Genomic DNA, 22,896 nt, shown 5'->3' on the forward strand with positions numbered 1-22,896 from the left:
TCGGCATAACAACGGTTAAGTCAGCCGGCTTACGATCGGCGACACCAGGAGAAGATGCATGGCCGAACCTCACCCCTTGTTCGATCTGACGGGCAAGGTCGCGCTGATTACCGGGGGCTCTCGTGGGCTGGGTCGTGAGATGGCGCTCGCCTTCGCAGACGCCGGCGCGGACGTCATCGTCTCCAGCCGCAAGGCAGAAGCGTGCGAGGCGGTGGTTTCAGAGATCGAGGCGAAAGGCCGCCGTGCTGCGGCCATTCCGGCGCACGCGGCCAAATGGGACGAAATGGATCGGCTGGCGGACGCGGCCTGGGAGGCGTTCGGCAAAATCGACATCCTGGTTGCGAATGCCGGCATGGGGCCGCTGGTGCCGAGCCATGAGGTGTCCGAGGCGCTGTTTGACAGTGTCGTCGGGCTGAATTTCAAAGGGCCGTTCCGCCTGATGGCGAACATTGCGCACCGCATGGCGCAGGGGGAAGGCGGCACAATCCTAGCGACCTCGTCAATCGCCTCGCTGCGTCCGACGCCGATGGTGGTGCCCTATGCCGGGGCAAAGGCAGCACTGAACGCGATGGTTTCCAGCATGGCCCATGAATACGGACCAAAGGTGCGCGTCAATGCGATCGCCGCTGGCCCGTTCCTTACCGACATCTCCAAAGCGTGGACCGAGGAAGCGCGCGAGAAGACAGATAGCGCCGCAGGCCGGCCCGGGCGCCCCGAGGAGATCGTGACGAGCGCGCTATATCTCGCGAGCCCGGCGTCGAGCTTCGTCACTGGCACCGTGATCCGCTGTGACGGTGGCTGCTGATGGCGGCGGATCTGGAGGCAGGGGCCGTTGATGCGGCATGGCTAACCACCCGGCTGCGCAATGCCGGCGTGCTGAGGGACGCACGCGTGATTGCGGTCGACGCTACGCCGGTCGGCGTCGGCATGCTCGGAGATTCCATTCGCTTCGCGGTGAATTATGACATTGAAGAAGGTGCGCCCGCGTCATTCGTCGGAAAGTTTGCGAGCGCCGATCCTACCAGTCGGCAAACGGGTGCGGGCTTCGGCCTCTACGAACGCGAAGTCGGCTTTTACCGTCACGTCGCTGATACGGTGGCGGTCCGTTCGCCCAAATGTGTGTCCGCAGAGCATGATCCGGCCGATGGCACCTTCGCGCTGCTGCTGGAGGATTTGACGCCGGCACGGGCGGGCAACCAACTGACTGGTTGCGGACTGGCTGACGCCGAGCGGGCGATGGAGCAGGCGGCAGCCTTGCACGGGCCGCGGTGGAATGATGCGACGCTGCGTCAGCATGCATTTTTAGACACAAGCGGCGCACGCGACTTCGTTATCAGCGTGTTTCCGGATTGCCTGGCCGAGTTTCACCGCCGCTACGATGGCGTGCTGGAGCCAGAATATATGGCAGTGTGCGACCGCTATGGTGCGCTCATTGCCAGTGCCCCGACGCACCAACCGGCGAACTTCACGCTGACGCATGGCGACTTCCGGCTCGACAACATGCTGTTCGACGCGCGAGGCGGAGAGGTGCCGCTGGCGGTGCTCGACTGGCAGTCGCCGGCGATCGGCCTTGGCGCAGTCGACGTCGCGTATTTCCTTGGCCTCGCGCTATCGATCGAGGATCGTCGGGCGCATGAGCGGCATCTGCTGGAATATTACCTCGATCAGCTGCGCGGATATGGCGTAGGCGACTATGGCTATGACGATCTCTACCGCGACTATCGGCTGACCTTGTTGTCCGGCGTCTCCACCGCGGTTTTCGCCTCCGCCTCCACCAAGCGGACGGAACGCGGTGATGCGATGTTCCTGGCCATGGCCCGTGGCGGTTGCGCCCAAGCGATCGACTGCGATGCGCTGGCATTGATGGCATGAGGTAAGGCGCGGCGGGCATGGATCAGCCGCCCGCCGCTATGGGGCTGCAAGGGAGCAGCAAATGAATGGGAATGCAATTCGGCGGCCACACCGGGAACGGGCCTGATCGAACGAAGACCTGACGCCTTATCCCGGGCGTAGGTTTTTCAGTGACCGTTCTCTTGCGGCGCGGGTCAGGCCTTCGGCAGCCACTCCTTGATGATCTCGTTCACCGCTTCGGGCGCTTCCTGCTGCACCCAGTGGGAAACACCGGGGAGGCGCCGGATCGTCAGGTCCTTCACGTAACGCTCGGTGCCGTCGAGCGTCTCAAGCCCGAGCGCCTTGTCCTCCTCGCCCCAGACGATCAGCGTCGGCACATCCACGTTGCCGTCGCCAAGCTCCATCGCGCCGCGGTTGCGCAGGGCAGCGCGGTACCAGTTGACCATCGCGGTCAAGGCGCCAGGGCGCTGCGCCGCCTTGGCGTAGACGTCGAGCACCTCGTCCGGGAAGCGGCTCTTGTCGACGGCCATGCCGCGGAACGCTTCGCGGATGCCGCGCGCATCGTTCCGCCCGAGCGACCATTCGGGCAGGAACGGAAGCTGGAAGAAGGCGACATACCAGCTGCGCTTGCGCTGCGGCCCGTGCTTCAGCGCTTCCGCAAAGCACAGGGGGTGGGGCAGGTTCATCACCACCAGCCGCTCGATCGGCCGCTTCTTGCCGATTGCGAACAGCCAGGCGATTGCGCCGCCCCAATCGTGCGCCATCAGCGTCAGTTTTTTGGCGCCGCTCGCGTCGAACAGCGCGGCCGCGTCCTCCACGATCTGGTCGGAACGATAGGCGGCAACACCCTTGGGGCGCGAGGAGGCGCCATAGCCGCGCTGGTTGGGGGCCCAGACGCGATAGCCCATCTCCGCCAGCAGCGGCATCTGGTAGCGCCAGGAGAAGTTCAGCTCCGGGAAGCCGTGAAGGCACAGGATCAGGTGGTCGCCGCTTCCTGCCTCGGCCACCTCGAAGACACGGCCGTTGGCGGCGACCTCGCGGATGGTGATGCCGCTATCGGCGGGCGGGTTCCAGCTCGGGGTCATGCGGCGGCTCCCTCCGCTGCGGCGGCGGCGTAGCGATACAGGTTCGGCTGGCCCGTCCAGGCGGTCTGGCCGCCGTCTGCGACGAACGCAGCGCCGGTGACGTAGGAGGCGGCGTCGGAGGCGAGAAAGGCGATCACCTCGGCCATTTCCTCCGGGGTGCCGGCGCGGCCCATGGGGATGGTATCGTGCCAGCCTGCTTCAAGGCCGGGAATCGTCTTGGCGCTGGCCGTGAGCGGCGTGGCGATCAGGCCGGGGCAGAGGCAGTTCACGCGGATGCCTTCGCGCGCGTGATCGACCGCAAGGCTGCGGGTGTAATTGATCACGCCCGCCTTGGCGGCATTGTAGGCCGTGAAGCCATAGTCGCCGCCCATGCCGGAAATTGACGCGGTGTTGACGATCGCGGTCGACCGACCCGTCATGTGCGGGATCGCCGCGCGGCAGGCGTAGAACACCGCATTCAGGTCAATCGCGATGACCCGCTCCCAGGTCTCGGGCTCGAGATCCGGCGTCCGTCCGAAGCATCCGATGCCAGCATTGTTGACGAGAACGTCAAGCCGGCCGTGCGCTTCCACGGTCTTTGCCACCACACTCTCTACTGCGCTGCGGTCCGCCACGTCGGCGGCGAGCGCCATTCCGCCGGTTTCCCGTGCAACGGCCGCTGCCGCCTCCGGGACGAGATCGACCACCACGACATGCGCGCCTTCGCTGGCCATCAGGCGCGCCGTCGCGGCGCCGATGCCGGAGCCGCCACCGGTGATCAGCGCCACCTTGTCCTTGAACCGCATCCTGCTCTCCCCTCGTGCGGGCCGGTTGATTCGGCGCTCGCTTCAGGCCATCATAACTTTGGTTATGGCCGCGGGAAGAGGGCGGCTGGGGAGACGGACATGGTGGAGAGGAAACGCGCCTGCATCATCGGCGCGGGTTGCTCGGGCTTCACGACCGCAAAGCGGCTGAAGGACGAAGGTATCTCGTTCGATTGCTTCGAGATGTCGGACGATATCGGCGGCAACTGGTACTATAAGAATCCCAACGGAAAATCAGCCTGTTACCAGTCCCTGCATATCGACACGTCGAAGTGGCGGCTGGCGTTCGAGGATTATGCGGTGCCCGCCGACTGGCCCGATTTCCCGAGCCACGCGCAGCTTTGGCAATATTTCCGCGACTATGTCGATCATTTCGGCCTGCGTCCGCTCATCACCTTCAACACCGAAGTGAAGAAGGCGGAGCGCAAGGCCGGCGGCGGCTGGCTGGTGACGCTGTCGACCGGCGAGACGCGCGAATACGAGACGCTGTTCGTGTGCAACGGCCACCATTGGGATCCGAACGTCCCGAGCTACCCGGGCAGCTTCGACAACCCGCATTTCCACGTCCACAGCTATCGCGATCCGTACGATCCGGTGGACCTTCGCGGAAAGAACGTCGTCGTCGTTGGCATGGGCAATTCGGCGATGGACGTCGCGAGCGAACTGTCGCAGCGGCACCTCGCCAGGAACCTGTGGGTCTCAGCCCGCCGCGGCGTGTGGGTTCTCCCCAAGATGGCGGGCGGCAAACCGATGGACAAATCGGCCATGCCCACCTGGATCCCGCGCAAGATCGGCAAGGCACTCGCGCGGCGCGCGGTGAAGAAGCTGGTCGGGCGGATGGAGGATTACGGCCTGCCCAAGCCCGATCACGAACCGCTTGACGCGCACCCCAGCGTCTCGGGCGAGTTCCTGACCCGGGCAAGCTGTGGCGACATCAAGTTCAAGCCGAACATCAAGGCGCTTGAGGGCACGCGCGTCCGCTTCGAAGATGATAGCGTCGAGGAAGTGGACGCGATCATCTACGCCACCGGCTACAGGATCAGCTTCCCGTTCTTCGATGATCCCAAGCTGCTGCCCGATGCGCAGAACCGCTTCCCGCTGTTCAAACGCATGGTGATCCCCGGCGTGCATGATCTGTTCTTCATGGGGTTGGCGCAGCCGCTGCCGACGCTGGTTAACTTCGCGGAGCAGCAGTCGAAGCTGGTCGCCGGGTTCATGACTGGGCGGTACGCGCTTCCCTCGGTCGCAGACATGGAGCGGATCACCAAGGAAGACGAGGATCGCGAACTCGGCGATTACTACAAGTCGCAGCGGCACACGATCCAGGTCGATTTTGCGCGCTATGTCGCGGATCTTCACAAGGAAATCGCCAAGGGCGAACGCCGCGCGAAGGCGCAGACAGGGAAGCAGGCTGCATGACCGATACGCTGGTGCGTCCCCCCGCATCACCCACCATGCTGGACGCGGACGATCGGGCTGCGCTGGTCGACAGCGTCCGCCGGCTGCTGGCTGACCGCTGCACCGAAGCCGACGTGCGCCGGATCATGGATAGTGACACCGGGCATGATCCCGCGCTTTGGCAGGCGCTTGCCGACCTGGGCGTCGTCGGCCTGGTCGCGCCCGAAGCCGCGGGCGGGGCAGGGCTGGGCCCGATCGAGCTTGGGCTGGTGATGGAAGAGGCCGGGGCTGCATTGCTTCCCGCGCCGCTCATCTCCGCCGCCATCGCGATCACCCTCGCGCCGGATCTGCCCGGGATCGCCGACGGATCGCGCATCGCCGCGGTCGCTTTCACCGGCAGTCATGACTGGACGGGGCGAAGCGATGTCCGGCTAGACGGCGATCGTCTGACGGGCACGGCACGCTTCGTGCCCGATGCCGCAATTGCTGACGTTATCATCGTGGCAAGCGACGATGGCGTGTTCGCGGTCGAGCGGAGCGACGTAGAGGTGACGCCGCTGCCCGTCTTCGATCGCACGCGGCGGATGGCGGATGTCGCCTTCCGCGGCCCCGCGACGCAGATCGGCGACGCATCGCGCATCAAGGCGGCACGCGATCTCGGCATCGTGGCGCTGGCGGGCGAGCAGGCCGGCGGTGCGCGCCGGATGCTGGAAATCACCGTCGCCTACGCCACTGATCGCCACCAGTTCGGCCGCGCGATCGGCAGCTTCCAGGCGATCAAGCACATGGCGGCGGACCTGTTGCTAGAAAGCGAATCCGCCACCTCCGCCGCGCGCGACGCAGCGCGGCAGCTGGCGGAGGGGACGGCCACCGTCGATGCCGCGGTAGCCCTTGCCGCCTTCGCCTGCGCCGATGCCTTCGTGCGCGTAGCGAAGGATGGCATCCAGATGCACGGCGGCATCGCCTTCACATGGGACCATCCCGCCCATCTTTATCTGCGCCGTGCCCGATCGGGCGCGCAGCTGTTCGGTGACAGCAACACCTGGCGCGAAAACTACATCCGGGCGCTGGAGGCGCAGGCATGAGCATGACCGACGAACAGCTTCAGGCCGAGGTCGAGGCCTGGCTCGCAGAAAACTGGAAGGGCGTGCCGGCGCATCACGAAAGCTTCGGCCGTGATCCGCGCAGCGAGTGGCTGGCGAAAGTGCGCGACGCTGGATGGGCCGTTCCCCGTTGGGCGCCGGAATGGCAGGGCCGCGGCCTTACGAACGATCAGGCAAAGATCGTCGAGCGCGCCTTTGCGAAGCTGGGCGCGCCCGGTGCCGGGCAGGATCGCTCCAACCTCTGGGCCAACACCGCGCTCGCGCATGCGACCGACAGCTTCAAGCGCAAGATCGTGCCGCAACTTCTCGCCGGCGAAGTTGGCATGTGCCTGCTCTATTCCGAGCCCGGTGCGGGATCGGATCTCGCGGCAGTGCGCACGCGCGCCGACAAGGTTGATGGCGGCTGGCGCGTCACCGGGCAGAAGGTGTGGACCAGCGGCGCGCGCGTGGCGGATTATGGGATGCTCATCGCCCGCACGGATTGGGACGTGCCCAAGCACCGCGGCATCAGCTTCTTCTTCTTGCCGATGAAGCAGGAAGGCGTCGAGGTCCGCCCGCTGCGCCAGATCACCGATGAAGCCCACTTCAACGAAGTGTTCATCGACAATGCCTTCGTCCCGGAAGAAAATCTGCTCGGCCCGCTGAACGGCGGCTGGGGCGTGCTGCAGACTGCGCTGGCATACGAACGCTCCGTGATGGGCGATGCGGCGCGCGGGCCGCGCTCGGGCGCCGGCGGTCCGAAGGGCGACTATTCGCTCCTCGGTCTGGCGAAAGAGGCCGGACGGCTTGACGATCTCGTCGTGCGGCAGGACGTGGCGCAGGTGATCGCCTGGCGCGTGCTGAACAAGCTCAACACCGCCCGCGCCAAGGCGGAACTGGCGCAGGGCACCTCATCCTCGATCATGTCGCTGGGCAAGCTCGCGATGAGCCGCATCCTGCACGAGGAAGCACGCTTGCGCACGATGCTGCTTGGGCCCGAAAGCCTGCTTGAAGGGCCGGACCATCCCCGCGCAGAGGATGCGAACTTCCTCACCCTCAACGCCTATTTCACCTCGATTGGTGGCGGGACGGACCAGATCCAGCGCAACATCATCGGGGAGCGTGTGCTGGGCCTGCCCAAGGAGCCGGAAGTCGATCGCAACATACCGTTCCGCGAGGTGCGCGCGGGCTGACGTCACGCAACAAAGGCAGGGCGGTGGATGGAGCACGCCAGAGGCTCCGCCAGCCGCCCTAAGCCATATCGGGAGAGGATAAATGAGCAGGGCGATTTTCATCACCGGCGGTGCCTCCGGCATCGGCCTCGCCGCCGCGCGCCGTTTCGCGCGCGAGGGCTGGACGGTCGGCATCGGCGACATCGACGACACCGGCATGCGCCGCGTGGCCGAGGAGCTGGGCGCCTTCACGACGCGGCTCGACGTGCGCGATCGTGCGGAATGGGCGGCCGCGCTGGAGGCGTTCGCGAAGCACGCCAGCAAGATCGACGTGCTGCTGAACAACGCTGGCATCGCCCGCTACGGCATGTTCGAGGAAGTGACGCCCGAGGAATCCGATCTTCAGATCGACATCAACGTGAAGGGCGTGATCAACGGCGCCTATGCCGCGCTCGATCATCTGAAGAAGACCCGCGGCCGGCTGGTGAATGTCGCGTCGGTCGCGGGAATCGTCGGCTCTCCGGGGCTGGCGGTATACTCGGCGACGAAGCATGCCATTCGCGGCCTTTCCGAGGCGCTGGACGCGGAGTTCACCCGCCACGGCGTCGACGTCACCTGCGTGATGCCGTTCTTCGTCGAAACGCCGATCCTCGATGCCGGCTCGAAAGGCAGCAATCGCACCATCCGCGATGCGATCGGCAAGTCACCTGTCTATACCGTCGACGAGGCGGCGAACGTCGTGTGGCAAGCGACGCACGGGCGCGACCGCGAATATATCGTCGGCAAGGCGGGGCGACAGGCCAATTTCGCGCGCCGCTTCATGCCCAACCGGCTGCGCAAGCGGATGAAGGCGGCTTTCGCGACCTGACGGCGCAGCGTCAGGTGCCTGGCACCCATCCCGGGATCGCCGCCGCCTGCTTAACCCAGGCGGTGAACTGCGCTGCGTCGATCGGCTCGCCCTCGAACAGGTGCAGGTAGCGCGTATTCGGATCCTTCGAGCCGACCGGCGGCTCGGGATCGAGTGCGGCGCCGCGGAAGAAGGCGACCTTCACGTATTTCGTCGTGCAGTTGAACCCGAGGAAGAAGCCCTGACCGGGCACGCCATAGAGCGGCGTGTTCCACTTCACCGCCTTTGCGACAACGGGCAGCGCCGCGACGACCAGCGCATCGATCCGCTCGCCCACGGCGCGCTTCCAGCCAAGCATGGCGGCGATATAGGCTTGCACCGGTGCGTCGCCGTCCGCCTTCGGGATCTGCGGGTTGCCGCCGGTCAACAGCACGGGCTTGCGCAGCTCCTCGGTCATCATTCGGTTCCGGGCGGGGGCGTCTTCGGTTTGAACGCGCACAGGTCAACCACCGGGCAGCGCCAGCATTCGGGCTTGCGCGCCTTGCAGATGTAGCGGCCGTGCAGGATCAGCCAGTGGTGCGCATGAAGGCGGAACGGCTGCGGCACCGTCTTTTCCAGCTTTAGCTCCACCGCGAGCGGCGTCTTGCCCTTAGCAAGGCCAGTGCGATTGCACACCCGGAACAGATGCGTGTCGACCGCGAAGGTCTCCGCGCCGAACGCCACGTTCATGACGACGTTGGCGGTCTTGCGCCCGACGCCGGGCAGCTTCTCCAGCGCGTCCCGATCGCCCGGCACCTCGCCGCCGTGCTCGTCGATCAGTGCCTGGCTCAGCGCGATCACGTTCTTGGCCTTGCTGTTGAACAGGCCGATCGTCTTGATGTGCTGTTTCAGGCCCTCTTCGCCCAGCGCCACCATCTGCGCCGGCGTCGTCACTTCCGCGAACAGGCGGCGCGTCGCCTTGTTGACGCCAGCGTCGGTCGCTTGGGCGGACAGCACCACCGCCACCAGCAATTGATAGGTATTGCCCGATTCCAGTTCCGTCTCGGGATGCGGATTGGCTTCGGCGAGGCGGCGGAAGAACTCGAAGACGTCCGCCTTCTTCAAAAGCCCAGCACCTCAGCCATTCCATAGCGTCCGGCTGGCCTGCCAGCGAGCCAAAGGGCGGCCTTCACCGCTCCACGCGCGAAGATCGATCGATCCTCTCCCCGATGGCCAAGTTCGATGCGCTCGCCTTCGCCGGCAAAAACGACTTGATGGTCGCCAATCACGGTTCCCCCGCGCAGCGATGAAAATCCGATCGTGCCTTCGGTTCGCGCACCGACCAGCCCTGCGCGTCCGTCGACACGCTCTTCATTGAGCGTGGTGCCTCGCCCGCGTGCGGCCGCTTCCCCGAGCAGCAAGGCGGTGCCTGAGGGCGCATCCACCTTGTGCCGATGGTGCATCTCGACGATCTCAATATCCCATTCCGGGCCGAGCCGCTGCGCCGCCTGCTGCACCAGAATGCCAAGCAACGTGACGCCAAGAGAGGTATTGCCGGTCTGCAGCACGGCGATCGTTTCTGCCGCTCGATCGATGAGCGCATGATGGGTTGCGTTCAGGCCAGTCGTCCCGATCACAATGGGGGTACCAGCCGCCACCGCGGCGGCCAGATGAGCCTCGAGCGCCGCAGGGGTCGAGAAATCCACAAGAACGTCGGCATCATGTGCCAACGGAACGGGATCCTCGCGGGCATCCACACCACCGGCAATGGAGGCGCCTTCGTCTCCGGCGATGGCAGCGATGACGCGTCCCATCCGCCCCGCGCTTCCGTAGATGCCGATCGCGGTCATGCGTTTCCCTTAATGCTTGTTAGCGCCCCGATACCGCCCGACACCACCCGCGTCGAGTGGGCCACATTCATCAACGTCGCATGTCTCTACGGCATCGATTATGACCGACGATATGAACGACATTCGCAGCATTGTGATCCTGACGGGTGCGGGTATTTCCGCGGAAAGCGGGCTTGCTACCTTCCGCGGACCGGGCGGCCTTTGGGAGGGTCACCGGGTCGAAGATGTATGCACTCCGGAGGCGCTGGCCGCAGATCCGGATCTGGTCCACCGCTTCTATGATCTACGTCGCGCTGCTTTGGGAGGGGTGCAGCCGAACGCGGCGCATCAGGCACTGGCCCGCCTTGACGACATGTGGAGAGGTGACCTGTTGATCGTTACCCAGAATGTTGATGATCTGCATGAGCGTGCCGGGGCCCGGCGCCTGCTCCACATGCATGGCGAACTGACATCTGCCTTGTGTGCGGCCTGCGGCGAGCGCGTAGGGTGGTCAGATCCGCTGCCGCATGGCAGCTCCTGCCTGGCCTGCCATCAGCCCGCGCTGCGCCCCGACATCGTGTTCTTCGGCGAGATGCCATATGGCATGAGTCAGATTGAGGACGCGCTTTCAGGCTGCGACTTGTTCGTATCGATCGGTACCTCCGGGGCGGTATATCCAGCAGCCGGCTTTGTGCAGTTCGCCCGTTCCTATGGTGCCGAGACGCTGGAGCTCAATCTGGAACCCTCCGCCGGCAGTCATTTGTTCGGGGAAAGCCGGTTTGGGCCGGCCAGCAGCCTGGTGCCGAACTGGGTTGATGAACTCTTAGAATAGCGGGCCGCGGTCGCGGCGCAGTGCCGTTCTCAGCTTGGGCCCGCTATCTCCAGGCGAGGTTCAGTCCACCCAGTCCAAGCCGATATCCCGATACACGCTGCGGTCCTCGTCCCAGCCAGGCTTCACCTTCACATGGAGGTACAGATGCACGGGCCGGTCAAGCAGAACGGCCAGTTCGGCACGGGCGCGAGCCCCGATCTCTTTGATGCGCGTACCGCCCTTGCCGAGCACGATTGCGCGCTGCGTGGGACGTTCCACCAGGATCTGCTGATGAATTTCGGCGGCGCCGTCGGGACGATCAACGAACTTCTCGGTTTCCACCGCGGCCGCATAAGGAAGCTCCGCGTGTAGCTGCAGATATAGCTGCTCCCGCGTGACTTCTGCAGCGAGCATCCGCTCGCTTGCATCGGAGACCTGATCCTCCGGGAAGTGCCACGGCCCATCCGGCATCTTAGCCGCAAGTGCGCGCTTGAGCTCGGGAAGGCCGTCGCCGGTCGACGCGCTGACGAAATAGGTAGCTTCAAATTGTACCAGCGCGTTCAACTTTTCCGCGTGGATCAAAAGCTTGGGTTTGTCAGCGACATCCACCTTGTTCAGGATCAGGAACTTAGGCTCGGGGCGATCCGAAATCCGTTCTGCGATGTCGGTGACCTTGGGGCCCAATCCACCCTTTGCATCCACCACCAGCGCAAGCAGATCGGCACCCTCCGTGCCGCCCCAAGCAGCGGCTACCATCGCGCGGTCGAGGCGGCGTTTGGGGTCGAAGATGCCAGGAGTGTCGACGAGGAGGAGCTGAGCGTCATCCTCCATCGCGACCCCCAAGAGGCGGGTTCGGGTGGTCTGTGCCTTGGGGCTGACGATCGCGACCTTTTGGCCGACCAAGGCATTGACCAAAGTGGACTTTCCGGCGTTGGGCGCGCCGAGAACGGCGACAAGGCCGCAGCGGGTCATCGAATTTCCTTTGTTGACGTGAGCGCGGCGAAGCGAACGCCGAACGCGATTTCAAGGGCGCGAATAACGGACACGAACGGCCCGTACGAGGACAGAAGGGGGCGCTTTAGAACCACTTTCGGCCAGATACCGGATAAAGTCGGCCACGGACAGGAAAAGCCGCCAGAGCGATCGAGCCGCCACAGCGACGTGTTCCCGATCCTCCCTGGCCGGCCTTATCCCTTGCGAGACTTCTTTGCCGGAACGACCCGTACCTCGCGCAGCAGGGCCTCGGCAGCCGCTGTTTCTGCCTCCTGCTTGCTGCCGCCCTCCGCGGTGCTTTCCGCAAGCTTCGGAATCGCGGCCCTCACCGTGAACCGCGGAGCATGACCAGGGCCGGAGCGATCCATCACTTCATAGACGGGCGGCTTGCGGTTGTTCGCAGCCGCCCATTCCTGAAGCGCGGACTTCGGGTGCTGGGGTGCCGCGGATCCGGCGTGGAGCCGGTCTGCCCACAAGCGCCGGATGGCGGCGCGCGCGGGATCGAGGCCAGCGTCGCGGTACAATGCGCCGAGCAGCGCCTCCATCACGTCGCCCAGGATATTGTCGCTGTCGCTGGCGCCATCGTCGCGCGCCTGTTTGCCAAGCCGCAGGTGCGCGGGAACGCCGATCTCTCGCGCGATTTCGGCACACACTGCACCCGTCACGAGCGCATTGAAGCGCTTGGACAATGCGCCTTCGGGCTCCTCGGGAAAGGTTTCGTAGAGCCATTCCGCCATGGAGAGGCCGAGCACGCGGTCGCCGAGAAACTCGAGCCGCTCGTAATGATTATCGCCGTGGCTGGCGTGGGTGAGGGCGCGCTGCCAGTCACTGAGGTCGCGGGGCCGGTGACCGAAGGTACGTTCGATCCAATGGGAAAGATCAGTCAAAGCCGCCTCCGATCCGATCCCAGCGTGCCGCGGTGAACCACGTCCAGGGCAGCAGCCAGTTGGCAGACCCATCCGTGGACCAGAACACGATCACTGCCTTGCCCTGAACACGATCGAGCGGGATGAAACCCATGCCCTGCGGCTGACCCGGCAAGGCCTCGTCCGCCGACGGGAAGCGGCTGTCGGCGGAGTCATCGCGATTGTCGCCCATCAGGAAGACGTGATTCGCCGGTACGGTGAAGACCTGCGTGTCGTCCGCATCGGGAATATACCGCTGGTCCAGCACCTCATAGCTGCGGCCCCCCGGCAGCGTCTCGCGGAAGCGCGGAATGCGGCAGGTTGGGCCTTCGGCCGCCGGTGCGATGAAGTTCGGATCGCAATGCCGTTGATCGAAGTTTGGCGAGAGCGGCAGAACGAAGTCGGCGATACGCTGCTTGGCGATGGCCTGACCGTTCAGGAACAGTTGGCCCCGCCGCATCTGGATCGTATCGCCGGGAAGGCCGATGACCCGCTTGATCACGTCGTGGTCGTCCTCGCCCTTTGAGCGAAAGACCACCGTGTCGCCGCGAGCCGGCACGCTGCCGAACAGGCGACCCGAAAAGGGCGGAACCCCGAAAGGCATCGACCAGCGCGAATAGCCGTAGTTCCATTTGGAAATGAACAGATAGTCGCCGATCAGCAGGCGGGGCAGCATCGATTCCGAAGGGATCGAAAAGGGCGCAAAGACGAAGCTGCGGAACAGCCACACGACCAACGCGAGCTTCAGCAGGAAGCGGAGCGTTTCGCTGGTTTCAGACCGCGGTTTGGCGGGGCTGGTCGCCGGCTTGGCGGGAGAAGGTTCGGCCATGACCCGCGGCGTTGCCGATGGCGTGCGGCGCGTCAAGCCGCTGGAACGATCCACCGTGCGTTCCTGTTCGTGTCACGCTTGTAGTGAAGCCTGCGTTCCGTGTTATCGCGGGCGCGTAACAAGCGGGCCGCAACAGCCCTGCTTCGAACCGTGGAGAAGTGACAATGACGGATTGGTCGAGGATCGAGGCACTTCCGCAGATCCGGCTGGAACAGCTCTTCGTCGATGATGCCGTTCGATTGGCGAAGCTGTCGCTGGATGTGTCGGGCATCCACTTCGACTGGTCAAAGACGCATCTGACCCAGGACGCGATTGCCGCGTTCGAGACGCTGGCGAAGGAAGCGGATCTTGCCGGCAAGCGCGACGCGATGTTCGGCGGCGCTCATGTCAACGTAACGGAGGACCGTCCGGTGGAGCACACCGCCGAGCGCGGCGAGGGCAATCCGGAGAGCGTGAAGCGAGCCGCGGAATATCATGCCCGCATGCGCATGCTGATCGACGCCATCGAGGCGGAGGCATTTGGCCCGGTGCGCCACGTGCTGCACGTCGGCATTGGCGGATCCGCTCTGGGACCGAACCTGCTGGTCGATGCGCTGGGCCGCGATAGTGAACGCTATGACGTCGCGATCGTATCCAATGTGGATGGAGTAGCCCTGGAAGACGTGTTCGACCGGTTCGATCCGTCGGCCACCCTGCTGGTGGTCGCATCCAAGACGTTCACCACCACCGAGACGATGATGAATGCAGACAGCGCGATCGGCTGGATGCAGGAAAATGGTGTCGAAGACCCTTATGGCCGTGTGATCGCGCTCACCGCGTCGCCGGAGAAGGCGATCGAATGGGGCGTGGACGAAACTCGAATTCTGCCGTTTTCCGAAGGGGTGGGCGGCCGCTATTCTCTGTGGTCGTCGATCGGTTTCCCGGCCGCCATCAAGCTGGGCTGGGACCAGTTCGCCGAATTGCTGGAAGGCGCCGCGGAGATGGACCGGCACTTCCGCCTTTCGGCGCTGCATGAAAATGCGCCCGTCCTCGCCGCCTTCGCGGATCTTTACTACACTCAGGTGCGGGGTTGCGAAACGCGCGCACCGTTCGCGTATGACGAGCGGCTTCGCCTGCTGCCGAGCTACCTTCAGCAATTGGAGATGGAATCAAACGGCAAGAGCGTGACGGTTGATGGCAAGCCAGTCGGCCGCCCCACGGCACCGATCACCTGGGGAGGGGTGGGGACGGACGCGCAACATGCTGTCTTCCAGCTGCTGCATCAGGGCACCCATCTGGTGCCGGTGGAATTTCTGGCGGTGATCGAGCCTGGCGATACGCTGGCGGAGGAGCATCACCGCCAGTTGCTGCTCAACGCCTTCGCGCAGGGCGCAGCATTGATGAAGGGGCGCAAGAATGCCGATGACCCCGCACGTGCGTATCCGGGCGATCGCCCGTCCTCGACGATCCTGCTTGATACGTTGGATGCGCGCACGCTGGGAGCGCTGATCGCCTTTTACGAGCATCGCGTATTCGTGAACGGCGTGCTGCTGGGCATCAATTCCTTTGACCAGTTCGGAGTCGAGCTGGGCAAGGAGATGGCGAAGGAAGCAGCCAAGGGCGGCGGTGATTTCGATCCGTCGACGGAGGATCTGATCCGTCGTGCGGGGCTTGCCTGAACGATCCTTTGATCCTGATCGATTTGCCGCGCGGCGCCGTGCGCCCATTTCCCGGTGCGGCGCCAGTGGAGTAAAGTAATGCCCGATTTCGATTATGACCTGTTCACCATCGGTGCCGGCTCCGGCGGAACCCGGGCGTCGCGTGTAGCGGCGGCGCATGGCGCGCGCGTGGCAGTGGCAGAGGAATATCGCGTCGGCGGGACATGCGTGATCCGCGGCTGCGTGCCCAAGAAGCTGCTCGTCTATGGTGCGCACTTCGCCGAGGACCTGAAGGACGCAAAGCGGTTCGGCTGGCTCGTCCCGGATGATTGCGCCTTCGACTGGAAGTGCCTGCAGGAAAACGTGTTGGCCGAGGTGGACCGGATCAACAAGGCTTACACGACGACGCTGGAATCGAACGGCGCGGAAATCATTCACCAGCGCGCGACGATCACCGGACCGAATGAAGTCACGCTTGCGGATGGCACCACCAAGACCGCCAAGCACATCCTGGTCGCCACTGGCGCACGGCCGCATGTGCCGGAGTTCCCCGGTTCCGAACACGGCATCACCTCCAACGAGGTATTTCACCTCGACGCCATTCCGAAGCGGGTGCTGATCGCGGGTGCCGGCTATATCGCCAATGAGTTCGCGGGCATTTTTCACCAGCTTGGCGCGCACGTCATCATCATGAACCGCACCAAGGACATCCTGCGCGGCTACGACCTGCAGATCCGCGATCGTTTGTTGCAGATCAGCATGATGAAAGGCCTGGAATTCCGTTTCGACGCTACGTTCGAGAGGATCGAGAAGCGCGACGACGGCTGCCTGGAGGTTCACATGACTGGCCATGAACCCGTAGTGGTCGATTGCGTGATGTACGCCACCGGACGTGTACCCAACACCGAAGGGCTGGGGCTGGAAAATGCCGGGGTCGAGGTGGACGCGAAGGGCGCCGTGCCGGTGGATGATGACAATCGTTCGACGTGCCCCTCCATTTACGCTGTGGGCGACGTGACCAATCGCATCCAGCTAACACCGGTGGCGATCCGCGAAGGGCAGGCCTTCGCGGAGAACCTCTTCGGCCGGGGCGGCGTGACGGTGGATTATGATTGTGTGCCGGCGGCCTGTTTCAGCCATCCCCCGATAGCCGGGGTCGGCATGACCGAGAGCGAGGCGCGTCAGAAGCTCGGCTCCGTGAGGATCTACTCGTCCGATTTCCGCCCGATGAAGAATGTGCTGGCAGGCCGGGACGAACGGTCACTGTACAAGATGGTGTGCGATGCCGAGACCGATCGTGTGGTGGGCATTCACATGATCGGACCGGATTGTCCGGAGATCATCCAGGCAGCGGCGGTGTGCGTGAAGGCTGGTCTCACGAAGGCGCAGTTCGACGCCACGGTCGCACTGCACCCGACCATGGCGGAAGAACTGGTGCTGATGAAGTGAGGTGAGGGCCGGGCGGACGTGGCGGCCCTGGGGAGGCTGCCGCGTCTTAGCTCAGGCGTTCTGCATCAGGCGGTTGCGCCCGCCTCTTCGGTCGTGAGCCGTTCGGCGACCAGCGCGGCGACGACTGACTGCAGCACATGAACTGCCCAACGCTCGGACGCCTTTCGCGGGCCGGCTTTGAGCTCCCCTTGTGTGATGCCAAGCAGCGGCGCGATGCCGGCGATGTTGACCACGTAAAGCGCAGTGCCGAATGCGGCGCCGAGGGCAACCGGCGACATACTGGGCGCCCACTGCCGCACCTGTGCGTAAAGGCCGCCGAACGCCGCGGAGGCGCCGAGATGGTTGGCGAACTCAACCGCGCTGGTGCCCGCTTCCCCGATCACCTCCCGCGAGCCGGTGGTGCGGTCGATCCAGTCCACTGCGTCGCGATCGAGCGTCTTGCCAAGCACGCCGCTGCGCCGTCCTGCCCACATTGCCGCCGTGGTCACGATCCCTGCCACGATGCCGCCGGCGATCGCCGCGTTGCGCCTGTCCATCGGTCATTCTCCTCGATCGTACGTCAAGGAGCGTAAGCCGTCGCGGCGACCAGGGTTCCGCTCAGCGGTTGCCGAATGGCAGAACGCTTTCGTAAGCCGAAAGATCAGGGGCGCCGATGACGCGCGCGCCCGCCCGCAGGAGGAAGGCATGACGGACGATCTCCGCCTGTTGCTCGATCCCATAGCGGGCAAGCGGACGACCCGGCACGAAGCTGTAGTGATAACGGCAGAAGGGATGGCGGGCGAGCGGCAGGAAGATGCCGCGCTGATGCTGCCAAACGTGACACATTTCGTGAATGAATAGCCCCTGCTCGCCCAGCGACGCAGCGGCGAAATCGTCACGGTAGAGGCCGCCATGCGGGTGGAAGTGGATGCGGCCGCGCGGCGCCATCACGACGTGACGCGGCTGAAGCGGCCACCAGCGGCGGTCGCAGATCTCCACCTGCTCCAGATCGATGGCGTTGCCGTATACGGAGCGGGCGAGGTCCTTCTCGCCGGAGGTCAGGCGCCGAATGGTCATCATTGACTTAGGTAAGCACTTCGGCCCGGCGATCTAGTCGCCTCGGTTCAGCGCGCGGCGGGAGCCGGGCGATAGAGTACCCAGTCTTCGCGATCGGCGACGACATGCCAGCGGTCTTCATCCTCGAACGCGTTGCGGTGACGTGGATTGACGTAGAGGGCGATGATTTCCTCGCCGGCCGCGGCGCGCTGTTCCAGCCGCTCCAGCACTTCGCGCAGGATCACGGGGCCGAAGCTGTTGTAGATATAAGCGAACACCGGACCTCGGGGAGGCGCGTAGCTGCCGGCATCGCCCAACACCATCTCGCAGCGTCGTGCTGCGCCGCCGGCAGCCGCAAAGCGATCGGCATTGGTGAGCGCGACCTCGTGAAGCTCGGGAGCAAACTCGACGCCGATAGCCCGACCGAATCCAGTAGCGGCGGCGATCATCACCACCCGGCCCTTGCCAGAGCCGTAGTCGATGAAGGTGAAGCGTGCCGGATCAATGGCGGCAATCTTCATCGCGTCCTTCAACGCGACGCCGTTGCTGGCCTGATACCCGAAGCCGAGCAAGGCACGTTCACGCGCGACGTTCAGCGCGGACAAGTTCATTGTGCCGCCTGTGTCGGTGCCCCAACGGCGATCAAACGCCTGATCGGCGCGCCGTGCGCGGGCGGCAGCGGGGCTGAAGCTGCGGGCAGTGTGGCGCAAGGTCTTGAGGGTGAGCGTGGCGATCTCACGCGCGGAGCGGCCCTCCACGCGTCGCATCACCCCATTTCGCCATGTTGAAAGCTTGCCCATGCGCGCCGTGATGATGCGCAAAGGTTACGGACCCGTGAGTCGGCACCGCTGGCGGCGCGCCGTCACTTGCCGGCGGGTGCCGGATCCCCTGCCGCGATGACGCGCGCATTCTGCTGGATCCGTGTCGAATCCGCGAACGTGAAGGTAAAGGTGAGCGTGCCTCCTGGCTTCACCGCCGGGTTCACGCCGAACAGCATCGCGTGCTTACCGCCAGGCACGAACCGCACTTGCTGAAGGGCCGGCACGGGAACCTGATCGATCGAGTCCATCGTCATGCCGCCTCCGGCCGCCGCCTTGCTTTCGTGAAGCTCCGTCCGGACGGCCATGTCGGTCCTGACGCTTACCAGAGTTGCCTCTGCCGGGCCGCCGTGAATGGTGAAATAGCCCGCCGCCGGGCGTCCTTCGACCGCGGCGAGGCGCACCCACGCGTCGCTGATGTACAGTTGCTTTTCCGGCGCGCATCCAGTGAGGGCGGCGGCGGCAATGGCGAGCGCGGCGGCGGCGCGGAACATGGGTCTCTCCCAAAGCGAAACGATACCAGATTGGTACGCCCCCCACTCGCCAGCGGCAAGCTGGGCAGGTGTCTTGCGGCAGGGGAACCGCCACCTATATCGCGCTTCGTCAACGCTGTTCCGTCGCCGTAACGGGGCGAAGCGGCACGTTTTTTGTTCGAGCAGGGGCTAGAAGAGCACTCATGGCAAAAGTTATCGGTATCGATCTCGGCACCACCAACAGCTGCGTGGCAGTGATGGAGGGCGGCAAGCCCAAGGTGATCGAGAATGCGGAAGGCGCACGTACCACGCCGTCCATCGTCGCCTTCGCCAAGGATGGCGAGCGACTGGTGGGGCAGCCGGCGAAGCGCCAGGCGGTTACCAACGGCGACAACACGATTTTCGCGGTGAAGCGCCTGATCGGCCGCCGCTTTGACGATCCGATCACCAAGAAGGACACGGAGCTGGTTCCGTATCACATCGTGCGGGGCGGCAATGGTGACGCCTGGGTGCAGGCGGGCGGCAAGGAATACAGCCCCTCGCAGATCAGCGCCTTCACCCTTCAGAAGATGAAGGAAACCGCCGAGAGCTATCTCGGCGAGACCGTGACGCAGGCCGTGATTACTGTCCCGGCATATTTCAACGACGCGCAGCGCCAGGCGACCAAGGACGCCGGCCAGATCGCGGGCCTTGAAGTGCTGCGCATCATCAACGAGCCGACCGCGGCTGCGCTGGCCTATGGCCTCGAGAAGCAGGACGGCAAGACGATCGCGGTCTATGACCTTGGCGGCGGCACGTTCGACGTCTCGATCCTCGAGATCGGCGACGGCGTGTTCGAAGTGAAGTCGACCAACGGTGACACGTTCCTCGGCGGCGAGGACTTCGACAACAAGCTGGTCGATTTCCTGGCGGAGAGCTTCAAGAAGGACGAGGGCATCGACCTCACCAAGGACAAGCTCGCGCTGCAGCGCCTGAAGGAAGCTGCCGAAAAGGCGAAGATCGAGCTGTCCTCGGCTGCGTCGACCGAAGTGAACCTGCCGTTCATCACGGCCGATCAGAACGGCCCGAAGCACCTCGTCAAGACGATCAGCCGCGCGGATCTCGAGCGTCTCGTCGACAGCCTGATCCAGCGCACGATCGAGCCGATGAAGAAGGCGCTTGCCGACGCCGGCCTCAAGGCCAGCGATATTTCGGAAGTGGTGCTGGTCGGCGGCATGACCCGCATGCCCAAGGTGCGCGAAGCGGTGAAGAACTTCTTCGGCAAGGATCCGCACACCGGCGTGAACCCGGACGAAGTCGTCGCGATGGGTGCGGCGATCCAGGCCGGCGTGCTGCAGGGCGACGTCAAGGACGTGCTGCTGCTCGACGTGACCCCGCTGTCGCTGGGCATCGAGACGCTCGGCGGCGTGTTCACCCGCATGATCGATCGCAACACCACGATCCCGACCAAGAAGTCGCAGACCTATTCGACTGCCGATGACAATCAGCAGGCGGTGACGATCCGCGTCTTCCAGGGCGAGCGCGAGATGGCGGCCGACAACAAGCTGCTGGGCCAGTTCGACCTCGTTGGCATCCCGCCGGCGCCGCGCGGCGTGCCGCAGATCGAGGTGACGTTCGACATCGACGCCAACGGCATCGTCAACGTCTCCGCGAAGGACAAGGGTACCGGCAAGGAGCAGCAGATCCGTATCCAGGCATCGGGCGGCCTGTCCGACGCCGACATCGAGAAGATGGTGCAGGAAGCCGAGCAGTTCGCCGAGGAAGACAAGAAGCGCAAGGCCGGCGCCGAGGCGAAGAACAACGCCGAGAGCCTGATCCACACCACCGAGCGCCAGCTTGCCGACAATGGCGACAAGGTGGACGAGGCGCTGAAGGGCGAGATCCAGTCCGCGATCGATGCCGCCAAGGCAGCGGTCGAGGGCGGTGACGTCGATCAGATGAACGAGAAGAGCCAGGCGCTCGCGCAGGTCGCGATGAAGCTCGGCCAGGCGATCTACGAAAAGCAGCAGCAGTCGGAAGCGTCGCCGAACGCGGACGCCGGCGCCGCGCCGAAGGATGATGACGTGGTCGACGCCGAATTCTCGGAAGTCGACGACAACCAGAAGGCGTAAGCAATGTCGCCCGCCCATCGTGCCGAGTATCCGGGCATGATGGGCGGGCTGTTGCTGCGCGGGGGCGTTGAATGACAGAAGTCGATTTCTACGAGTTGCTTGAGGTCGATCGCTCGGCCGATGCGGGGACGATCAAGTCCGCTTATCGCAAGCTTGCAATGAAGTATCACCCGGACAAGAACGCCGGGTGCAAGGATTCCGAGGCGAAGTTCAAGGCGGTCAGCGAAGCCTATGACTGCCTGAAGGATCCGCAGAAGCGCGCAGCCTATGATCGCTACGGCCATGCCGCATTCCGCAACGGCGGCGGTGGCGGCGGGCAGGGGCACGCGGACTTCTCCGGCTTCTCCGACATCTTCGAAAGCGTGTTCGGCGAATTCATGGGCGGCCGCGGCGGCGGGCGCCAGCAGGTGCGCCGCGGCGCTGACCTGCGCTACGACATGGAGATCACGCTGGAGGAGGCCTACCACGGCAAATCCGCGGAGATCACTGTCGATGTGACGGCAGCGTGCGATACGTGTCATGGCTCGGGCGCACGGGCCGGCAGCCATCCGCACACCTGCAACACCTGCGCGGGCCACGGCAAGGTGCGCGCCCAGCAGGGCTTTTTCGTCGTCGAGCGTGCTTGCCCGGTCTGCAACGGCTCGGGCCAGGTGATCGACGATCCGTGCCCGGATTGCCGCGGCGACGGACGGGTTGAGCGCACCAAGACGCTGAGCGTGGAGATTCCGCCGGGTGTCGACGAAGGCACGCGGGTCCGCATGACCGGTGAGGGCGAGGCGGGCGCACGTGGCGCGCCAGCCGGCGACCTTTACATCTTCCTCCATGTGAAGCGGCACAGTCTCTTCGAGCGCGAAGGCACGACCTTGTTCGCCCGCGCGCCGATCAGCTTCACCACCGCGGCGCTCGGCGGATCGCTGACCATACCCGGGCTCGACGGTCGCACTCATGAGCTGCGGATCCCGGCGGGTATTCAGTCGGGCAAGCAGCTGCGTCAGCGCGGTGCAGGTATGCCGGTGCTTCAGGGCAGGGGCTTCGGGGATCTGGTGGTACAGATCGACGTTGAGACTCCTACCCGCCTCTCGACGCGTCAGAGGGCGCTTTTGGAGGAATTCCGTGAAACGGAGACGGGCGAGGAATGTCCCGCCAGCCAGGGCTTCTTTTCCCGCCTGAAGAATGCGTTCGCGGGGGATTGAAGAAGGTGAGGGCTGAAGGAGAAGGTTGATGCGTATCCTGTTCCCCATTGCCCTCACCATCGCGACTGTGGCCGCGCCGGGCGCCGCGCGTGACCGCAACGCTGTGCCTGCGGCGACGCCCGCGGGCGAGCCGCAAAGCTGCATTCCAATCCGCAGCATTCGCGAGAGCCTCGTTCGCAACGATCGGGTCATTGACTTTCGCGTCGACGGAAACCGCTATTACCGCGTGACGCTGCCGCAATCCTGTCCGCAGCTCGGCTTCGAGCGGCGCTTCAGTTACGCTACGTCGCTGAGCCAGTTGTGCGCGCAGGACATCATCACCGTGTTCACGGTGAACCCACCGATGCGGGGTGCAAGCTGTGGTCTTGCACCGTTCCAGCCGGTGAAGCTCACGAAGTGAGGCAATGAGCGCGTAAAAGCGCTGGCGCCAGCCGCCGACCGCTGCTAGGCGCTCCTTTCCGGCACCCGTAGCTCAGCTGGATAGAGCGCTGCCCTCCGAAGGCAGAGGCCACAGGTTCGAATCCTGTCGGGTGCGCCAGTTTTACAACTTGGGCGAGTAGCAAGCCGGGCTTGGGAGAGCCTCGGCCCAGTTCCGC

At 64.7% G+C, this 22,896-nt stretch carries 24 protein-coding genes and 1 tRNA gene; 13 read left to right on the plus strand and 12 right to left on the minus strand.

Features of this window, described 5'->3' with window-relative positions; genetic code table 11:
* The first annotated feature begins 58 nt into the window (after window positions 1-58).
* Together LQ954_RS04205 and LQ954_RS04210 are read left to right on the plus strand one after the other, a co-directional pair.
* Window positions 59-805, plus strand: a complete 747-nt coding sequence (locus LQ954_RS04205) for an SDR family NAD(P)-dependent oxidoreductase (protein WP_231022117.1) — start codon at window positions 59-61, stop codon at window positions 803-805.
* Window positions 805-1,872: an ecdysteroid 22-kinase family protein gene (locus tag LQ954_RS04210; RefSeq protein WP_227770705.1), complete on the plus strand. Its 1,068-nt coding sequence runs from the start codon at window positions 805-807 to the stop codon at window positions 1,870-1,872. Before LQ954_RS04205 ends, LQ954_RS04210 begins: the two co-directional genes overlap by 1 nt.
* Window positions 1,873-2,045: 173 nt before the next feature.
* Here the strand turns inward: LQ954_RS04210 and LQ954_RS04215 are convergent, their stop codons facing one another.
* Window positions 2,046-2,936, minus strand: a complete 891-nt coding sequence (locus LQ954_RS04215; protein WP_231022118.1) for an alpha/beta fold hydrolase — start codon at window positions 2,934-2,936, stop codon at window positions 2,046-2,048.
* Complete coding sequence (locus tag LQ954_RS04220; protein WP_231022119.1) at window positions 2,933-3,721, minus strand: SDR family NAD(P)-dependent oxidoreductase; 789 nt, start codon at window positions 3,719-3,721, stop codon at window positions 2,933-2,935. The genes LQ954_RS04215 and LQ954_RS04220 overlap by 4 nt, the downstream gene beginning before the upstream one ends.
* A 99-nt stretch (window positions 3,722-3,820) precedes the next feature.
* Here LQ954_RS04220 and LQ954_RS04225 point away from each other — a divergent pair, with 99 nt between their 5' ends.
* From LQ954_RS04225 to LQ954_RS04240, 4 genes are all read left to right on the plus strand, one after another.
* Complete coding sequence (locus LQ954_RS04225) at window positions 3,821-5,158, plus strand: flavin-containing monooxygenase (RefSeq protein WP_231022120.1); 1,338 nt, start codon at window positions 3,821-3,823, stop codon at window positions 5,156-5,158.
* Window positions 5,155-6,222: an acyl-CoA dehydrogenase family protein gene (locus tag LQ954_RS04230; RefSeq protein ID WP_231022121.1), complete on the plus strand. Its 1,068-nt coding sequence runs from the start codon at window positions 5,155-5,157 to the stop codon at window positions 6,220-6,222. Before LQ954_RS04225 ends, LQ954_RS04230 begins: the two co-directional genes overlap by 4 nt.
* Window positions 6,219-7,412 carry an acyl-CoA dehydrogenase family protein gene (locus tag LQ954_RS04235; protein ID WP_231022122.1) on the plus strand — a complete coding sequence of 398 codons (1,194 nt, stop codon included), beginning with the start codon at window positions 6,219-6,221 and terminating at the stop codon, window positions 7,410-7,412. Before LQ954_RS04230 ends, LQ954_RS04235 begins: the two co-directional genes overlap by 4 nt.
* An 82-nt stretch (window positions 7,413-7,494) precedes the next feature.
* A complete protein-coding gene (locus tag LQ954_RS04240; protein WP_231022123.1) occupies window positions 7,495-8,259 on the plus strand; it encodes an SDR family oxidoreductase in 765 nt (254 codons plus the stop codon).
* A 10-nt stretch (window positions 8,260-8,269) separates the two neighbouring features.
* Here LQ954_RS04240 and LQ954_RS04245 read toward each other — a convergent pair whose 3' ends face one another.
* The 3 genes from LQ954_RS04245 to dapB are packed head-to-tail and all read right to left on the minus strand — an operon-like array spanning window position 8,270 to window position 10,067.
* Window positions 8,270-8,695 (minus strand): DUF1801 domain-containing protein, encoded by a 426-nt coding sequence (locus tag LQ954_RS04245; protein WP_231022124.1) that lies wholly within the window; start codon window positions 8,693-8,695, stop codon window positions 8,270-8,272.
* Window positions 8,695-9,342, minus strand: coding sequence for an endonuclease III (nth, locus tag LQ954_RS04250; protein ID WP_231022125.1), 648 nt, complete (start codon window positions 9,340-9,342; stop codon window positions 8,695-8,697). Before nth ends, LQ954_RS04245 begins: the two co-directional genes overlap by 1 nt.
* Entirely contained in the window at window positions 9,339-10,067 is a 729-nt protein-coding gene (gene dapB / locus LQ954_RS04255; protein ID WP_227770696.1) for a 4-hydroxy-tetrahydrodipicolinate reductase, read from the minus strand. Before dapB ends, nth begins: the two co-directional genes overlap by 4 nt.
* Window positions 10,068-10,179: 112 nt before the next feature.
* On the opposite strand from dapB, the gene LQ954_RS04260 reads away from it, so the two are divergent.
* A complete protein-coding gene (locus LQ954_RS04260; RefSeq protein ID WP_231022716.1) occupies window positions 10,180-10,878 on the plus strand; it encodes an NAD-dependent deacylase in 699 nt (232 codons plus the stop codon).
* 60 nt (window positions 10,879-10,938) lie between these two features.
* Here the strand turns inward: LQ954_RS04260 and era are convergent, their stop codons facing one another.
* The 3 genes from era to lepB all read right to left on the minus strand — a co-directional run bounded on the left by era (window position 10,939) and on the right by lepB (window position 13,584).
* Window positions 10,939-11,829, minus strand: a complete 891-nt coding sequence (era, locus tag LQ954_RS04265; protein WP_231022126.1) for a GTPase Era — start codon at window positions 11,827-11,829, stop codon at window positions 10,939-10,941.
* Window positions 11,830-12,044: 215 nt separating this feature from the next.
* Window positions 12,045-12,737, minus strand: coding sequence for a ribonuclease III (gene rnc, locus LQ954_RS04270; RefSeq protein WP_231022127.1), 693 nt, complete (start codon window positions 12,735-12,737; stop codon window positions 12,045-12,047).
* Window positions 12,730-13,584 carry a signal peptidase I gene (lepB, locus tag LQ954_RS04275; RefSeq protein ID WP_231022717.1) on the minus strand — a complete coding sequence of 285 codons (855 nt, stop codon included), beginning with the start codon at window positions 13,582-13,584 and terminating at the stop codon, window positions 12,730-12,732. The genes rnc and lepB overlap by 8 nt, the downstream gene beginning before the upstream one ends.
* A gap of 164 nt (window positions 13,585-13,748) precedes the next feature.
* Here lepB and pgi point away from each other — a divergent pair, with 164 nt between their 5' ends.
* Together pgi and gorA are read left to right on the plus strand one after the other, a co-directional pair.
* Window positions 13,749-15,242, plus strand: a complete 1,494-nt coding sequence (pgi, locus tag LQ954_RS04280; protein WP_231022128.1) for a glucose-6-phosphate isomerase — start codon at window positions 13,749-13,751, stop codon at window positions 15,240-15,242.
* A gap of 78 nt (window positions 15,243-15,320) precedes the next feature.
* The gene (gene gorA / locus LQ954_RS04285; protein ID WP_231022129.1) at window positions 15,321-16,670 is read left to right on the plus strand and encodes a glutathione-disulfide reductase; all 1,350 of its coding nucleotides are present in this window, start codon (window positions 15,321-15,323) and stop codon (window positions 16,668-16,670) included.
* Between the two features lie 65 nt (window positions 16,671-16,735).
* Here the strand turns inward: gorA and LQ954_RS04290 are convergent, their stop codons facing one another.
* From LQ954_RS04290 to LQ954_RS04305, 4 genes are all read right to left on the minus strand, one after another.
* Window positions 16,736-17,206: a hypothetical protein gene (locus LQ954_RS04290; RefSeq protein ID WP_231022130.1), complete on the minus strand. Its 471-nt coding sequence runs from the start codon at window positions 17,204-17,206 to the stop codon at window positions 16,736-16,738.
* Window positions 17,207-17,267: 61 nt separating this feature from the next.
* Window positions 17,268-17,726 carry a vgr related protein gene (locus LQ954_RS04295; RefSeq protein ID WP_227770690.1) on the minus strand — a complete coding sequence of 153 codons (459 nt, stop codon included), beginning with the start codon at window positions 17,724-17,726 and terminating at the stop codon, window positions 17,268-17,270.
* 47 nt (window positions 17,727-17,773) lie between these two features.
* On the minus strand, window positions 17,774-18,505 hold the full coding sequence (locus LQ954_RS04300) for a hypothetical protein (RefSeq protein ID WP_231022131.1): 732 nt from the start codon (window positions 18,503-18,505) through the stop codon (window positions 17,774-17,776).
* A 62-nt stretch (window positions 18,506-18,567) separates the two neighbouring features.
* Entirely contained in the window at window positions 18,568-19,017 is a 450-nt protein-coding gene (locus tag LQ954_RS04305; protein ID WP_231022132.1) for a copper chaperone PCu(A)C, read from the minus strand.
* A 182-nt stretch (window positions 19,018-19,199) separates the two neighbouring features.
* Here LQ954_RS04305 and dnaK point away from each other — a divergent pair, with 182 nt between their 5' ends.
* The 4 genes from dnaK to LQ954_RS04325 all read left to right on the plus strand — a co-directional run bounded on the left by dnaK (window position 19,200) and on the right by LQ954_RS04325 (window position 22,838).
* Complete coding sequence (gene dnaK / locus LQ954_RS04310; RefSeq protein WP_231022133.1) at window positions 19,200-21,107, plus strand: molecular chaperone DnaK; 1,908 nt, start codon at window positions 19,200-19,202, stop codon at window positions 21,105-21,107.
* Between the two features lie 71 nt (window positions 21,108-21,178).
* Window positions 21,179-22,300: a molecular chaperone DnaJ gene (dnaJ, locus tag LQ954_RS04315; RefSeq protein ID WP_227770686.1), complete on the plus strand. Its 1,122-nt coding sequence runs from the start codon at window positions 21,179-21,181 to the stop codon at window positions 22,298-22,300.
* A gap of 28 nt (window positions 22,301-22,328) precedes the next feature.
* Window positions 22,329-22,700, plus strand: a complete 372-nt coding sequence (locus tag LQ954_RS04320) for a hypothetical protein (RefSeq protein ID WP_227770685.1) — start codon at window positions 22,329-22,331, stop codon at window positions 22,698-22,700.
* A 61-nt stretch (window positions 22,701-22,761) separates the two neighbouring features.
* Window positions 22,762-22,838, plus strand: a tRNA-Arg gene (locus LQ954_RS04325).
* Window positions 22,839-22,896 lie beyond the last annotated feature (58 nt).

This window comes from Sphingomonas sp. IC-11 (genome assembly GCF_021043365.1).
Taxonomy (GTDB): domain Bacteria; phylum Pseudomonadota; class Alphaproteobacteria; order Sphingomonadales; family Sphingomonadaceae; genus Sphingomonas.

Excerpts from the sequence above, each read along its gene's own strand:
- LQ954_RS04205 (WP_231022117.1), top strand. The coding sequence starts at position 59 with ATGGCCGAACCTCACCCCTTGTTCGATCTGACGGGCAAGGTCGCGCTG.
- LQ954_RS04210 (WP_227770705.1), top strand. The coding sequence starts at position 805 with ATGGCGGCGGATCTGGAGGCAGGGGCCGTTGATGCGGCATGGCTAACC.
- LQ954_RS04215 (WP_231022118.1), bottom strand. The coding sequence starts at position 2,936 with ATGACCCCGAGCTGGAACCCGCCCGCCGATAGCGGCATCACCATCCGC.
- LQ954_RS04220 (WP_231022119.1), bottom strand. The coding sequence starts at position 3,721 with ATGCGGTTCAAGGACAAGGTGGCGCTGATCACCGGTGGCGGCTCCGGC.
- LQ954_RS04225 (WP_231022120.1), top strand. The coding sequence starts at position 3,821 with ATGGTGGAGAGGAAACGCGCCTGCATCATCGGCGCGGGTTGCTCGGGC.
- LQ954_RS04230 (WP_231022121.1), top strand. The coding sequence starts at position 5,155 with ATGACCGATACGCTGGTGCGTCCCCCCGCATCACCCACCATGCTGGAC.
- LQ954_RS04235 (WP_231022122.1), top strand. The coding sequence starts at position 6,219 with ATGAGCATGACCGACGAACAGCTTCAGGCCGAGGTCGAGGCCTGGCTC.
- LQ954_RS04240 (WP_231022123.1), top strand. The coding sequence starts at position 7,495 with ATGAGCAGGGCGATTTTCATCACCGGCGGTGCCTCCGGCATCGGCCTC.
- LQ954_RS04245 (WP_231022124.1), bottom strand. The coding sequence starts at position 8,695 with ATGACCGAGGAGCTGCGCAAGCCCGTGCTGTTGACCGGCGGCAACCCG.
- dapB (WP_227770696.1), bottom strand. The coding sequence starts at position 10,067 with ATGACCGCGATCGGCATCTACGGAAGCGCGGGGCGGATGGGACGCGTC.
- LQ954_RS04260 (WP_231022716.1), top strand. The coding sequence starts at position 10,180 with ATGAACGACATTCGCAGCATTGTGATCCTGACGGGTGCGGGTATTTCC.
- era (WP_231022126.1), bottom strand. The coding sequence starts at position 11,829 with ATGACCCGCTGCGGCCTTGTCGCCGTTCTCGGCGCGCCCAACGCCGGA.
- lepB (WP_231022717.1), bottom strand. The coding sequence starts at position 13,584 with ATGGCCGAACCTTCTCCCGCCAAGCCGGCGACCAGCCCCGCCAAACCG.
- pgi (WP_231022128.1), top strand. The coding sequence starts at position 13,749 with ATGACGGATTGGTCGAGGATCGAGGCACTTCCGCAGATCCGGCTGGAA.
- gorA (WP_231022129.1), top strand. The coding sequence starts at position 15,321 with ATGCCCGATTTCGATTATGACCTGTTCACCATCGGTGCCGGCTCCGGC.
- LQ954_RS04290 (WP_231022130.1), bottom strand. The coding sequence starts at position 17,206 with ATGGACAGGCGCAACGCGGCGATCGCCGGCGGCATCGTGGCAGGGATC.
- LQ954_RS04295 (WP_227770690.1), bottom strand. The coding sequence starts at position 17,726 with ATGACCATTCGGCGCCTGACCTCCGGCGAGAAGGACCTCGCCCGCTCC.
- LQ954_RS04300 (WP_231022131.1), bottom strand. The coding sequence starts at position 18,505 with ATGGGCAAGCTTTCAACATGGCGAAATGGGGTGATGCGACGCGTGGAG.
- LQ954_RS04305 (WP_231022132.1), bottom strand. The coding sequence starts at position 19,017 with ATGTTCCGCGCCGCCGCCGCGCTCGCCATTGCCGCCGCCGCCCTCACT.
- dnaK (WP_231022133.1), top strand. The coding sequence starts at position 19,200 with ATGGCAAAAGTTATCGGTATCGATCTCGGCACCACCAACAGCTGCGTG.
- dnaJ (WP_227770686.1), top strand. The coding sequence starts at position 21,179 with ATGACAGAAGTCGATTTCTACGAGTTGCTTGAGGTCGATCGCTCGGCC.
- LQ954_RS04320 (WP_227770685.1), top strand. The coding sequence starts at position 22,329 with ATGCGTATCCTGTTCCCCATTGCCCTCACCATCGCGACTGTGGCCGCG.